Source organism: Leptothoe sp. ISB3NOV94-8A (genome assembly GCF_043421595.1).
Lineage (GTDB): Bacteria > Cyanobacteriota > Cyanobacteriia > Phormidesmidales > Phormidesmidaceae > Leptothoe > Leptothoe turfae.
The window spans coordinates 3,965,869-3,979,342 of the sequence record NZ_JAXSQW010000001.1 but is presented as its reverse complement, the minus strand read 5'-3'; the positions used below and the strand labels follow the sequence as shown (position 1 = coordinate 3,979,342).

Sequence of the window (13,474 nt, the reverse complement as noted above, 5' to 3'; positions counted from 1 at the left end):
GGTGAGGGAATCACCCAATGGCATCGTCAACCCATTGCTTGATGGTGCTGACCACCTTGTCTACGGCCAGCTCAACCGATTCGCCATCAGCCCGCTTGACCGCTTCTACCTTACCCTCTTTCAATGAGCGCCCGGTCACTACCCGGAAAGGAATACCGATGAGTTCAGAATCTTTGAATTTCACACCGGCCCGTTCTTTACGGTCATCTAGCAATGTTTCTACACCGGCTGCATTTAGCTCTTCGTAAAGCTTCTCAGCGGCGGCCATCTGGTCAGCATCGTTGATGTTGGGCACGACAACGACGGCCTGGTAGGGGGCGATCGCAACTGGCCAAATAATGCCATTCTTGTCATAGGACTGCTCCACCGCAGCCTGGGCCAGACGGGATACGCCGATGCCGTAGCAACCCATGACCAATGGCTGAGACTTACCACCTTCATCGGTGTACGTTGCGCCCATGGCAGTAGAATATTTGGTGCCCAGCTGGAAAATGTGGCCGATTTCGATGCCCCGTGCAGTTTGAATGGTTTGGCTAGGGTCGTGGACAGCGCGATCACCGGCATTGGCCTTGCGGATATCTATCACGATCTCGGGCAGGGTGAACTGGTCACCCCAGTTAGCACCGACCACGTGGTAGCCCTTCTCATTGGCCCCAGTGGCAAAATTCTTGAGGTCTACAGCCGTTTCATCCACCAGCCGCAGAAACTTGGGCGCTACATTGTCCAGCGTTTGAATGTAGTCATCGGAAATATCGGGGGCAATGTAGCCCAGGGGTAACGGCTTGGCCGCCCATTTGGCTTGGGCCTCGGGGTCGGGCACTTCTAAGGACAATAGAGTAGACGCATCATAATCTGCCGCTAGATTAGTCAGGGCATTTTGCAACTTAGTATCGTTGACGTCCTGGTCTCCCCGGATATTGATCAACACCAGTACCGTTTTGCCATTGTCATAGACCGCCTGGTACAGAACGTTTTTGACGATCTGTGTGGGCGAGCAGTCTAGAAACTTCGCCATGGTCTCAATGGTGGACGTGTTAGGTGTCTCTAGTTTTTTGTATTCGCTAAATTCTGAAGGAACTGCATCAGCGGGTACAGACACTGCCTTTTCTACGTTGGCCGCGTATTTGCCATCCTCGGTGTACAGCACCTCATCTTCGCCTGCGTCGGCCAGCACCATAAACTCATGGGATCCCGAACCACCAATGGCACCAGAGTCCGCTTCCACAGCGCGAAACTTAAGTCCACAGCGACTCAAAATATTGCTGTAGGCCTGGTACATATCCCCATAGGTGGCCTTGAGGCTATCCATATCCGCATGGAATGAATAGCCGTCTTTCATAATGAATTCGCGCCCCCGCATCAGGCCAAAACGAGGCCGAATTTCATCGCGAAATTTGGTTTGTATTTGATATAAATGGGTGGGCAGTTGCCGATAAGAGCGCACCATATCCCGCGCCACCATGGTGATGACTTCCTCGTGGGTAGGCCCCAGGGCTACTTCCTGCTGGCGACGATCCGTCAGGGCAAACATAATGCCTTCTGCCTTGGTGTAGGTGTCCCACCGCCCGGACTCTTGCCACAGTTCCGCAGGCTGTAGCTGAGGCAGCAAACATTCCTGGGCTCCAGTCCCATTCATTTCGTCGCGCACAATGGCCGATACCTTATTTAGAACCCGTAGCATCAGCGGCAAATAGGCAAATACACCGCTGGAAATCCGTCGGATATAACCCGCCCGTAGCATTAGCTTGTGGCTGGGAATCTCCGCTTCAGCAGGATCCTCACGCAGCGTGACAAACAGCATCTGGGACAGGCGCATAATTCAGCAGGTTTTCACAACATCAACACAGTCTAGTGTATTAGGGTAAAGGGTTGCTGCATTGGGGCGAAAAATTTTAGAAGAGGGTAGGCACTGCCCATCCTCCTCTGATTCGGGCATGCTTCTACCTCGGTAGTTGCACGGTAAATGTTGTCTTTTGCTTGGTGCTCTTAAACCCAATGTTTCCACCCAAATTGCTCACCAACTGCTTGACTAAAGCCAGACCCAGACCGCTACCGCCATAGTTCTGCTGGTCCAGTTCAGGTACTCGATAAAACCTCTCGAAAATGTGGGGTTGATGATTGGCTGGAATCTGTACGCCTGTGTTTGCGATCGCAATTTCCACTGCTTTATCCGTTGCCTGGACTGCGATTTTGATGGTTTTTTTAGGAGGCGTATACTTGATTGCGTTGGTCACTAACTCGGTGATGGTACGTTCTAGCTGAGTGATGTCGCATTCCACTAACAGAGGTTCAGCAGGAATGTTGGTTTTTAGGGTTAACTCTTCTTGCTCTAATCTAGTCTCGAATGTGCGCAACAGTGAGGGTAGCCAATCGCTGAGGTTCATCAACATGGGTTCTGATGTTTTCTGATGTTCAGGAAACATCAGGGTGATGAGATTGTCGACAAACTGTTTTTGTCTGCGACATTCTTGGCTAAGTAAGCTCAACACTTTTAGTACAGTGCTGCGTTGGGGCACCTTTCGCCATGAGACGTCTTTGAAGATTCTTTCTAAGGTTTGGGTGGAGAGTTGGATATTCCCTAGGGGAACAAATAGTTCGTGGGAGATGAGCTGTAGAAATTCATCCTTGGCTTGGCGTAATTGATGAATTTCTGTTTTCTGGATGTTAACTGTCTGGGTCAGTTGGGTTTGGTGCAATGAGATCGCAAGACAATCAACAATCTGTTGTAACTCCTTGATCTCAGTCTCATTAAAGGTTTCATCCCTACGGCGGACTACCCAAACACTACCTAGCAAAGTTGTTTGATGTAACATTGGACAGCCTAGCCAAGGCAAAGACGTTGTTGAACCATTATCTATGCCTAGTTGTTGAGCGTTCAGCAGCAAGGACTTACCCAGTTTGGAAGGCTTATAAAATTCCCAGACTTTGTCGAGGTTACGGGATTGGTTAAGTGGAATTGACCAACCAGTACCCACGTTGCCAACCAAGGTGGCAGTGCGTTGGTTCTCATCCACTAGTTCTATTTGGCAACCCTTCAGCTTGAAGTTCTCTGCGATGGCTGTCGGTAACCAGTGAATCAACTCTTCAAAAGTACCCCCTTGGAGAGTCGTGAATAAAATCTTTTGCATCAGGGTTTGATAACTGCGGGCAGTATGGGAACCTGCAAAAGCCACGTTGAACCGGTCTGAATCAATCGTTTCAGACTGCAATGGATTGCCTTCGAATCCGTTACTTATCAAAAGTCGACCTAGCCTCCTAAATCCAAGTCGCTTTCAGCTAGTAGCCATGTCATACCTACTAGCTACCTGCTATTAAAACATATGTAAAAGTTAGACATCCATAAAAGTCTTAGCTTCTTGGATAGCTAAGACATCATTGCATAGATTATCTAGTGTATTAATGAGGTGCTTTAATCAATAGTTATAAACCTGATATGAGTTAGGTATTGTCCTGGTCCATATCTGCATGGAAACGTTTATCGAGAAATCAGTTTACTAGAAAGTAGTACATTGAAAAATGGTGATGAATACCCCTATAACTCACTGAGCAATAATGTATCTAAAGACGTTCATCAATATGACTCTGTGGGCAAAATTAAGGGAGCAATCAACGGGCCTTTCAAGGTTAAAAAACTTAAAACAATAACAATTACTAGCCCTTTAACTAATCATTTAAACCTTTATTCTAACTTTCTAAACATATAGATACCAAGGCGACCGATTTATAACCTCGCATGAAACTCGCTAAAAGTATTAGACTCCAGCGCCTGGCGAACGTCGATTGAGCGACACATTAATTTAAAAATGTATCGAATTATTAAGGGCCTCTCTCATTAGTGAGGGATTAGGATTTAATCAGACCTTTCAAATGCTACAGTAGCTAACTAGTAAGACTTCATCAATATAGGCAGATTTAGCAAGATTAAGGGAACTTGGATGCAGCAAGAAAGTAATTAAGTCACTTTTAATTCCTCTTTGAGGAAAGTTTTTTCTTCGGTACTATGGCGTATGGGTAGGTATTATTTCCTCACTCATAGGTTAGTTATTTGGCTAGTTATTCATTGTTTATCTAGCTATCTACGAGTACCCCAATTGCTTTTGCCGATTTATCCTCCACGATGCTCCGAATGAGCAAAATTAACGCCCTGTGGCGCTCATTTTGCGGGGCTTTGTATTGAGGTTATATCAGGTGGGTAACTTTAAGGCTGTCATCCTAATTGCTGAGGATGAGGTTCACATCCGTAATGCTTTACAGCGAAATCTCATTAAGGCTGGATTTGATGTGATTCTGGCCTCAGATGGTGAGGAAACCATGGCTCAATTTAGAGCTAATGTGGTTGACCTTGTTGTCTTGGATGTCCTGATGCCTAAGTTGGACGGTTTGCAGGTGTGTCAGCTGATTCGGCTAGAATCGGATGTACCGATCATTATGGCCACTGTCTTAGGGAGTCCAGCAGATCGAGTGACTGGATTAGATCTGGGGGCTAATGACTACATTGTTAAGCCATTTTCGAGTCGAGAGCTGATTGCGCGCATTCGATCGATACTTAGGCGGGTATCTCCAGGTGTTCGTGGTACATTAGCGGATCGAAGTGTTGATACGACTGTGGTTTCTGTCGGTGATCTTGTTCTCTATCCCCAAACTCGAAAAGTCTATGGGCAAAATGCATATATCCGGCTGACTGAAATAGAGTTTTATATTCTATATTTTTTGGTTCAAACTCCAGGTCAAATCTTGACGCGAGAGAATATTTTGCAACAGGTATGGGGATATACTGCGGATGCTGATTTGAATACTAAGGCCCTAGATGTTCACATTTCGCGCCTGAGAACAAAGCTAGGTCATAGCACGGTGCGGATTATGACTATTCAAGGACACGGTTATATGTTGCTTGCCCGGTAGGGGCGATTGATTCCTGGTTTGGGGGGCGTTGCATACAACGCGCCCCTACATCGCGATAGCTCCCACGGTGGCCTGGGTTGCCTTGATGTAATCCTGGGGAGTTAGCCATAGCATGGCCCCACGCATACCGGCGGATACGGCAATGTGGTCGTGGGCCTCAATCCATTCGTCTACGTAGGTGGGATAGTGCCTTTTGCAGGCAAGGGCGGTAACGCCGCCTCGGATGTAGCCGGTTAGAGGCTGCACTTCTTTGAGGTGAACCGGTAGTACTTTTCGGTCTTTGGTGAGTTTAGCTAAGGCTTTGAGGTTGAGTTGGGCATTGGCAGCCAGCACAGCTAAGCAAATACCGTTGCGATCGCCACGAATAACTAGAGTCTTAAACACCTGATCATGGGGCAGGCCTAGTTTGTCGGCTGTAGCGCCAGCCACTAAATTATTGGGATCTACCGGGTAGGTCAGGATCCCATAGTCAATGTCCAAAGCGTCTAGAAGACGAGCCGCATTGGTTTTCATCTTTGGTGTGCAATCAATGGTGCCAAATCATTGTTGCTGGGATATCTCCACATGTCCAATGGCAAATTGATTGCGACCGTTGGATTTTGCTTGATAAAGCCCCTGATCGGCGGCGGCAATGATTGCTTCGTAAGTGCCTGGGTCGGTGGATGTCACACTGCCAATACCTAGACTGACCGTCAGCCATGGGCTAACGTCTGAAAGACGATGTTCAATGTGCAGTGCATGGACAGCCGCTCGAATTGTCTCTGCCACGTGTTGTGCCCCTTTCCCGATTGTATTGGGTAGCACGACCGCAAATTCCTCTCCACCATAGCGAGCGACAAAGTCAGGTTCGCGCTTGACAGCCGTTTTGAGTGCTTGAGCCACCTCTTGGAGACAGGCATCTCCCGCCTGGTGACCATAGGTGTCGTTGTAGAGTTTGAAATAATCGATATCGCAAAGAATCAGTGTTAGGGGGGTGTTGTTACGAGCTTTCCATGCCTTGTCGAGAAATTCATCAAAAGCCCGACGATTGGCGATTTGCGTGAGGCCATCTACCCGTGCCAGGGCTGTCAGTGCCTGGTTCTGCTGTTGCAGTGCCTGGGCATTTTCCTTATGGGCAGTAATATCTGTGGCTGTTCCTAGCAACTGTTGTGGTGTGCCGTCTGAATTCCATTGGAAAATAGTTTCTCGGCATAACATCCACAACCAATCGCCTTGTTTATGGCGAAAGCGATATTCATTCTCCACAATCTCACCCCGGGTCGACGTTGCCAGATGCTTGCGGGTTTGGTGAATGGCTTGGATAGTTTCAGCATGGGCCAGTCTTTCTAAAAACTGGGCTCCAAATTTTTGAATTTCTTCAGGAGAATACCCCAGAATATTCTTCATGTAACCGTTAATGTAGTAGTTTTCACCACTGGCAAAATCGTTTACATACAGAATATTAGTACTGGCATTCAGGATGCCTTGAATAAAGTGCTGACTCTCGTGCCAGGCTTGCTCAGCCTGCTGCCGCTCAATCATTTCGAGCTTGAGTTGACGTTTTTGTTTGCTTAAAATTTTTTGTTTTTTTTGTTCGCTGGCATGGCTAATAGCTAGAGCAATGAGACCAGCGGCTGTAATCATGAAATGCTTATGTGCTGCCTGCCAGACCCTGGGAGATTCTTGCTGATTACAGCAGAGAACGCCAACTACTTGGGTTTGATGGTAAATGGGAATTTCAATTAAGGCGGTAATGGTCTGCTCTTGACCCGATAAATAGGGAGGAAACAGTAATAGGGGAGCGTCTTTGTCATCTGTTGATGATGGTTGCCCTAACTGTTTACCTGGCTGTTTGCCTAACTGATTAGTAGTGGCGTCACCCGTATTGAGGACAAGCCAATTTTGCTGGGTTAAGCAATGAAAATAGTCGATATGGTTGTCTACATGCAGCTGGCTTAGCGGGGTATTGGCAGCATGGGGACCGTAATCAGCCACTAATTGAAATAGGTTACGGTCCTCGGTGTATAACCAAACCTGACAGTTGGTTGTACCTAGATTTTTAACAATGGAATATGTAACAGCGGCGGTAGCGGCCTCTACATCACCGCTGTAGATTGCTGCACATTGGCTTAGCTCTAAAAGTGCTTGTGATAAGGCATGGTGAGGTGAATGACTGTCTAAAAAAACAGGCGTGACCAATGGCTGATTAGATTGCTCAGGCGCAAGCGACATCCCAACTGATGAAGAATGGATCAAGCTGATGTGAAACTCCGATTGGGTTACATTCAACCGGAGTTCCACATCAGACTTACTTCAATAAGGGTGCCTCAAATGGGCGGTGTTTTAACTATAGTTAGACACTTCTCTTCATGTCAATTCAGTCTCAATCCGCTAGCTCAGCTCTCCTTAAACCAGATTCTCCAGGTTAGTCAAAAATATTGCCAAAGAACTCAATTGTGTCTTTGAGGGCAGTGACAAAGCTGTCGATTTCATCGTAGGTATTGTAGAAATACAGGCTGGCCCGAGCAGTGGAGTCGTTGCCTAGAAAGCGGTGTAGTGGCTGGGTGCAGTGATGCCCAGAGCGAATGGCAATTCCAGTTTGGTCCAGGAATGTCGATAAATCTTGGGCGTGGAGATTCTCAACGGTAAATGTTGCGATCGCAGCCCGTCCACTGCCATCAGCTTTGGGTTTAGGGCCATAGAGTTTGATCTTAGGCACATCGGCCAAACGTTCGTAGAGGTACCGTGTCAGCTCATGCTCATATTGGGCAATGCGATCCATGCCAATGCCTGTGAGGTAGTCGACCGCTGCCCCTAACATGATCACCTCAGCAATGGCGGGCGTACCTGCTTCAAATTTGTGGGGCAGTTCAGCATAGGTGGAATGATCCAGGTAAACATCCTGAATCATTTCACCACCGCCCAGGAAGGGGGGCATTGCATTGAGAATATCTAGTTTGCCGTAGAGGAAACCGGCACCCGTGGGACCACACATTTTGTGACCTGAGGCGACTAGCCAGTCACAGTCAAGGGATTGTACATCTACTGGCATGTGGGGCACGCTTTGGCAGGCGTCGATCAGTACCTTGGCACCTTGGCCATGGGCTAGCTTGATGACGTCTTCAACTGGGTTAATACAGCCAAGGGTGTTGGAGATGTGGTTAATGGCCACTAGGCGGGTGCGATCGCAAAGCAGCCCTTTGAAATGCTCAAAATCGAACTCTTGAGTATCCGTCAGCTGTACATGCTTGAGCACAGCACCCGTCCGTTCAGCCACCAGCTGCCAGGGCACCAGATTGCTGTGATGCTCCATCACCGACAGAATCACCTCATCGCCTGCCTTGAGGTTACTCAAGCCCCAGGCATAGGCCACCAGGTTAATGGCTTCACTGGCATTGCGGGTAAAGACAATCTCATCGCGACTGGATGCATTTATAAAGGCTGCTACCTTGTCACGGGTACCTTCATAGGCCGCCGTTGCCCGAGCGCTGAGGGTGTGTACACCACGATGAACATTGGCATTGTCCTGGTGGTAATAATCCACAAGGGCATTAAGAACGACCTTAGGCTTTTGTGACGTGGCCGCATTATCAAAATAGATGAGCGGCTTACCATTCACCGTCTGGTCCAAAATCGGAAAATCCGACCGGACTTCATCGGCGAGAGGTTTAGCCATAGTTAAAGTCATTGCCTACACTGTCCATTGCTGAATGTACTGATTCATGCGCTCTCGCAAGGGAGCCACAGTAATCGGCTCAATAATTTCCATTGCAAAGGCGTAAATTAATAGCCGCTGGGCCTGGTCACGATTGATGCCCCGACTTTGCAGATAAAACATCTCATCCGGTGCCAGTTGGCTCACAGTTGCACCGTGGGCGCACTTGACGTTATCAGCGACAATATCAAGCTCTGGCTTAGTGTCTATTCGGGACTTGGATGACAGTAGCAGATTACGGTTCAGCTGTGATGCATTGGTGAGCTGGGCCTGATGGGGCACATACACCCTGCCATTGAATACACCATGGGCCCGATCGTCCATAATGTTTTTCTGTAGCTGATTGGCAGTGCCGTAGGGGTGGCTAAGGGCAATCAGACTGTGGGTATCAGCCAATTGTTTGTCGCGAACAGCCGTTAACCCAGTGAGTTCAGTTTCAGTTTGGGGTCCTGTTTGATAAACCTCCAGGTTATGGCGAGAAATGCCTGCCCCAAAAATGAATGCCGTATTCCGATAACGACTATCCCGCGCTTGAGAAACCGCTGTTTTACCAATGTGGACTGCCTCCGATGACTCCTGCTGTAACCGCAGATGAGTCACCTCAGCATTATCATGAACCCACACTTCACTGACGCTGTTGGTAAAGCTAGCGCCACTGCCATGAAACTCCTCTACCAGCGTGACAGCGCTACCTGCTTCCGCAACTACGAGACACCGTGGCTGTACAAACAACCCATTACCAATGGTCAGATAAACAATCTGAATCGGTTGCTCAATGGCTGTGTTTTTCTTGATATGGAGTACGGCAGCGTCGGTAAAGCCAGCTGTATTCAAAGCCGTAAAGACTTCATTGCTTCCCTGTATCTGAGCCAACGCATCAGGTGTAGCTTCTGCCTGACTTAGAACGCTAGTGCCGTCACCGACGTTAGAGAGACTATCTGCAAAGATGCCATTAACAAACACTAGGCGAGCTGTATCCCCCAGGCTGATGTTGGCCAACTGCTGTTTAGCCTCAGCAATCACCGAATCTTTTAAAGCCCCTGGGGCCTGAAAAGACATTTCCAACATGGATGACAGATCGGTAAATCGCCAATCTTCATCGCGGTTGGATGGAAATGTGCGTTCCTGTACGAGCGCACGAGCGGCGGCTCGTAAGGTATCTAACCCTAAGGGAGACTGCTTAGCGGAGAGGGCCGCCTGCTCAAGGAGTTCCCCTAGATAGCGATCTCGCTGGGTTACGGTAGCTACTTTACTCATGAAGCCACCACCTGCTCTTCTAAGAGCCATTCATAGCCTTTAGCTTCAAGGGCTAGGGCCAGTTCTCTGCTGCCGGTTTTGATGATTTGCCCACCGCACATCACATGGACATAGTCCGGCACAATGTAGTTAAGCAACCGTTGGTAGTGGGTAATCACCAAGTTAGCACTGTTCGGTGTGGCCAGCTTATTAACGCCTTCTGCCACAGTCTTTAAAGCATCAATGTCCAAACCAGAATCGGTCTCATCTAGAATGGCCAACGTAGGTTCTAGCAGTGCCATTTGCAGAATCTCATTCCGCTTTTTCTCACCACCAGAAAAGCCCTCATTAACGCTACGGTCTAGAAAACTCACATCCATTTTGACGATTTCAGTTTTCTCTTCGATTAAATCATCAAAGTCGAATACATCAATCTCGTCCTCCCCACGGGCCTTACGGTGGGCATTGTAGGCCACCCGCAAGAACTCACGGTTGCTGACACCCGGAATCTCCAGAGGATATTGAAAGGCTAGAAAAATACCTGCTGTGGCCCGTTCATGGGGTTCTAGCTCGGAGAGATCTTTACCATAAAATTCAATGGTGCCACCCGTAACTTCATAGTCAGGGTGACCGGCTAGCACCTTAGAAAACGTACTCTTACCGGAACCGTTGAGACCCATAATGGCGTGGACCTCACCAGCTTTCACTTCAAGGTTGACACCTGTCAGGATTTCAGTTCCATCTATGCTGGCTCGTAGATCTTTGACAGAGAGAATTGTTTTTGCGTCTGAGTTAATCATTGAAAGTGCGTCTGACGGTGTAGATTCAGGCGTTAGCCAACAGAATTTTCCAACTTAAGGGCCAGTAGCTTATCAGCTTCAGCTGCAAACTCCATGGGTAGTTTGTTAAACACATCGCGGCAGAAGCCACTGATGATCATAGAAACCGCATCTTCAGGAGAAATGCCGCGCTGGGCAAAGTAGAACAGCTGGTCCTCACCAATTTTCGAAGTAGAGGCTTCATGCTCTACCTGACCAGTGTTGTTCTGGACTTGAATGTAGGGATAGGTATTGGCGTTAGAGGTATCGCCAAGCAGCATGGAATCACACTGAGAATAGTTACGGGCGTTCTCAGCTTTGGGGCCTACCTTTACAAGACCGCGATAGCTATTTTTAGAATTTCCCGCAGAGATTCCTTTGGAAATAATCGTGCTGCGAGTATTTTTACCCACATGGATCATCTTCGTGCCCGTATCGGCTTGCTGCATATTGTTAGTCAGCGCTACCGAATAAAATTCACCGACAGAATTATCACCCACCAGTACACAGCTGGGGTACTTCCAGGTGATTGCTGAACCGGTTTCTACCTGAGTCCAGGAGATTTTAGAATTCTTACCCGAGCACAGGCCTCGCTTGGTGACAAAGTTGTAAATACCACCTTTGCCATCTTTATCACCAGCAAACCAGTTCTGCACTGTGGAGTAGTTAATCTTGGCATCATCCAAGGTAACTAGCTCAACCACAGCCGCATGTAGCTGATTGCTGTCATACATGGGGGCGGTACAGCCCTCTAAGTAGGTGACGGAACTGCCCTTGTCCGCAATCACCAGTGTGCGCTCAAACTGACCTGAATCTCCATTATTGATCCGGAAATAGGTGGACAAATCCATTGGACACTGAGTGTTTTCAGGGATGTAAACAAAGGAGCCATCACTGAAAACGGCTGAGTTTAGGGCTGTGAAGTAGTTATCGGCTGACGGTACAACGCTGCCTAAATACTTCTTAACTAAATCTGGGTACTCCTGTACAGCTTCAGATATAGAGCAGAAAATAATGCCGTGCTCTGCCAGTTCTTCTTTAAATGTGGTTGCGATAGAAACGCTGTCAAAGACAGCATCAACTGCCACATTGGTTAAGCGCTTCTGCTCTGACAGAGGCAGGCCGAGCTTTTCAAAGGTAGCCAGAATTTCTGGATCTACCTCATCCAAACTTTTCAGCTTTTCACTTTGCTTGGGGGCTGAATAGTAGATGATGTCCTGATAGTCGATGGGCTTGTAATTGACGTTAGGCCAAGTAGGCTCTGTCATTTTTAGCCACTGCCGGTAGGCCTTGAGTCGAAACTCAAGCATGAAGTCCGGCTCGTTCTTTTTCTCTGAAATCAAACGAATAATGTCTTCACTCAATCCACGGGGGATGACATCGGATTCTACGTCAGTGACAAATCCGTACTTGTAAGGTTGGCTAACAACGGATTGAACGCTACTAGTGCTCATGGTTTAACCGAGAAGGTTGGGAGGGGCGATTGAACGAAATGTGGAAGTTTATCGGGGTCGGAATGGCAGGACTAAAGTGGAATGACCAGGGTGACAGAAATCGGCCTTAGACCACAATAGCTGTCTAATGTCTAATATTTATTCGTCTCTGTACGAATACGATCAAAGGAAATTTCCTGATCCTTACCAGCGAAGTCATTGTCTTCCGTTAAGAACAGCATGCAATGGCATTCTCTGCGTTCCTGCATGGGAACACAAGGACAATTCCAATAGGTGCTCTTGACTTCGGCTTCCTTATCTTCATAGTGGCGACAGGGACACAGGGGAGAGCCAAAATCGTCTTTATGCTTTGCCAAACCCTCAAGCACTACGGAAGTCACACCAAGGTCAGCACAAAAATAAGTGCCAGTGCGTTTGGCATAGCTTTGGGCAAAATTCCGCATCAGCTCAAGGTTTTTTTCTGTGGCCTGGGTCGGCTTACTTATGCTCATGGGTGAATGGGGATGCTGAGACAACCAGATGATTCTATAATTAAACAACACATAGGTTGCTTAACTCTTTTTAAAGAGTAATAGAGTTAGCAGACTTTAGCAACATATATGTTGCTAAAGTGGGATCAGATCAGGTTTACTGTTTACAGTCTGTAATATTGCGATCGAAACTTCAGGCCATGAAGTCAGTGCAGCCATCCACAAAGGACGATATACTCCAGTTTTTAATGAAGGCGGGTCAAGCGACAGCGCAGACTCTAGCTGAAAATTTAAGTGTGAGCCCCCAAGCCATTCGTCGTCACCTTAAAGATTTGCAAGCCGAGGAGCTAGTTGAGCACCAGGCAATGCAGTCAGGTATGGGACGTCCCAACTATATCTATCAACTCAGTTCCAAAGGGCGTGATCAGTTTCCATCCCAGTACGATCAGTTTGCAGTTTCCCTACTCGATACATTGACCGACACCGTCGGTTCTGAGCAGGTGGGCGTGATCTTGAAGCAGCAGTGGCAGCGCAAGGCTCAACACTACTTTGAAATCATCGGTACTGGATCATTACCTGAACGAGTAGAACAACTGGTAGAACTTCGCCAGGCGGAAGGCTATATGGCGGAGCTACATCAGGGCGACGACGAAAACACCTATATCGTCGCCGAATATAACTGTGCTATTTCCCAGGTGGCAGCGTCCTATCCATCGGTTTGTGGTTATGAGTTAGCCATGTTTGCCGTAGCCCTACCCGATTGTCAGGTTGAGCGTACACATTGGCTAGTACGGGGTGAGAACCTCTGCGCCTATAAGATTCAAAAGAAATAGGGTTTATTTAAATTTAGGGACGTTCCATGGAACGTCCCTAAATTATTAGTGCGCAAGATAATTAACT

General features: G+C 47.8%; 11 protein-coding genes. 2 read left to right on the top strand and 9 right to left on the bottom strand.

Features of this window, described 5'->3' with window-relative positions; translation table 11 throughout:
• Positions 1-10 precede the first annotated feature (10 nt).
• Together proS and SPB21_RS16730 are read right to left on the bottom strand one after the other, a co-directional pair.
• On the bottom strand, positions 11-1,816 hold the full coding sequence (proS, locus tag SPB21_RS16735; protein ID WP_499867202.1) for a proline--tRNA ligase: 1,806 nt from the start codon (positions 1,814-1,816) through the stop codon (positions 11-13).
• A 124-nt stretch (positions 1,817-1,940) separates the two neighbouring features.
• Entirely contained in the window at positions 1,941-3,209 is a 1,269-nt protein-coding gene (locus SPB21_RS16730; protein ID WP_499867201.1) for a sensor histidine kinase, read from the bottom strand.
• Between the two features lie 937 nt (positions 3,210-4,146).
• Here SPB21_RS16730 and SPB21_RS16725 point away from each other — a divergent pair.
• Positions 4,147-4,902: a response regulator gene (locus SPB21_RS16725; RefSeq protein WP_499867200.1), complete on the top strand. Its 756-nt coding sequence runs from the start codon at positions 4,147-4,149 to the stop codon at positions 4,900-4,902.
• Between the two features lie 45 nt (positions 4,903-4,947).
• Here the strand turns inward: SPB21_RS16725 and ybaK are convergent, their stop codons facing one another.
• The 7 genes from ybaK to SPB21_RS16690 all read right to left on the bottom strand — a co-directional run bounded on the left by ybaK (position 4,948) and on the right by SPB21_RS16690 (position 12,595).
• The gene (ybaK, locus tag SPB21_RS16720; RefSeq protein WP_499867199.1) at positions 4,948-5,415 is read right to left on the bottom strand and encodes a Cys-tRNA(Pro) deacylase; all 468 of its coding nucleotides are present in this window, start codon (positions 5,413-5,415) and stop codon (positions 4,948-4,950) included.
• 27 nt (positions 5,416-5,442) lie between these two features.
• Positions 5,443-7,113, bottom strand: coding sequence for a diguanylate cyclase domain-containing protein (locus SPB21_RS16715; RefSeq protein WP_163702646.1), 1,671 nt, complete (start codon positions 7,111-7,113; stop codon positions 5,443-5,445).
• A 193-nt stretch (positions 7,114-7,306) separates the two neighbouring features.
• Positions 7,307-8,569, bottom strand: a complete 1,263-nt coding sequence (locus SPB21_RS16710) for a SufS family cysteine desulfurase (RefSeq protein WP_163670303.1) — start codon at positions 8,567-8,569, stop codon at positions 7,307-7,309.
• Positions 8,570-8,572: 3 nt separating this feature from the next.
• A complete protein-coding gene (gene sufD, locus SPB21_RS16705) occupies positions 8,573-9,853 on the bottom strand; it encodes a Fe-S cluster assembly protein SufD (protein ID WP_499061692.1) in 1,281 nt (426 codons plus the stop codon).
• Entirely contained in the window at positions 9,850-10,632 is a 783-nt protein-coding gene (gene sufC / locus SPB21_RS16700) for a Fe-S cluster assembly ATPase SufC (RefSeq protein WP_163670307.1), read from the bottom strand. The genes sufD and sufC overlap by 4 nt, the downstream gene beginning before the upstream one ends.
• A gap of 32 nt (positions 10,633-10,664) precedes the next feature.
• A complete protein-coding gene (sufB, locus tag SPB21_RS16695; protein WP_163670309.1) occupies positions 10,665-12,104 on the bottom strand; it encodes a Fe-S cluster assembly protein SufB in 1,440 nt (479 codons plus the stop codon).
• Positions 12,105-12,235: 131 nt separating this feature from the next.
• Positions 12,236-12,595, bottom strand: coding sequence for a ferredoxin-thioredoxin reductase catalytic domain-containing protein (locus SPB21_RS16690; RefSeq protein WP_163670311.1), 360 nt, complete (start codon positions 12,593-12,595; stop codon positions 12,236-12,238).
• A 179-nt stretch (positions 12,596-12,774) separates the two neighbouring features.
• Between SPB21_RS16690 and sufR the strand changes: the two genes are divergently transcribed.
• The gene (gene sufR / locus SPB21_RS16685) at positions 12,775-13,407 is read left to right on the top strand and encodes an iron-sulfur cluster biosynthesis transcriptional regulator SufR (RefSeq protein ID WP_006515512.1); all 633 of its coding nucleotides are present in this window, start codon (positions 12,775-12,777) and stop codon (positions 13,405-13,407) included.
• Positions 13,408-13,474: the final 67 nt, after the last annotated feature.

Bases quoted from the DNA above. Each gene is read 5' to 3' on its own strand.
- proS (WP_499867202.1), bottom strand. From the start codon at position 1,816: ATGCGCCTGTCCCAGATGCTGTTTGTCACGCTGCGTGAGGATCCTGCT.
- ybaK (WP_499867199.1), bottom strand. From the start codon at position 5,415: ATGAAAACCAATGCGGCTCGTCTTCTAGACGCTTTGGACATTGACTAT.
- SPB21_RS16715 (WP_163702646.1), bottom strand. From the start codon at position 7,113: ATGTCGCTTGCGCCTGAGCAATCTAATCAGCCATTGGTCACGCCTGTT.
- SPB21_RS16710 (WP_163670303.1), bottom strand. From the start codon at position 8,569: ATGACTTTAACTATGGCTAAACCTCTCGCCGATGAAGTCCGGTCGGAT.
- sufD (WP_499061692.1), bottom strand. From the start codon at position 9,853: ATGAGTAAAGTAGCTACCGTAACCCAGCGAGATCGCTATCTAGGGGAA.
- sufC (WP_163670307.1), bottom strand. From the start codon at position 10,632: ATGATTAACTCAGACGCAAAAACAATTCTCTCTGTCAAAGATCTACGA.
- sufB (WP_163670309.1), bottom strand. From the start codon at position 12,104: ATGAGCACTAGTAGCGTTCAATCCGTTGTTAGCCAACCTTACAAGTAC.
- SPB21_RS16690 (WP_163670311.1), bottom strand. From the start codon at position 12,595: ATGAGCATAAGTAAGCCGACCCAGGCCACAGAAAAAAACCTTGAGCTG.
- sufR (WP_006515512.1), top strand. From the start codon at position 12,775: ATGAAGTCAGTGCAGCCATCCACAAAGGACGATATACTCCAGTTTTTA.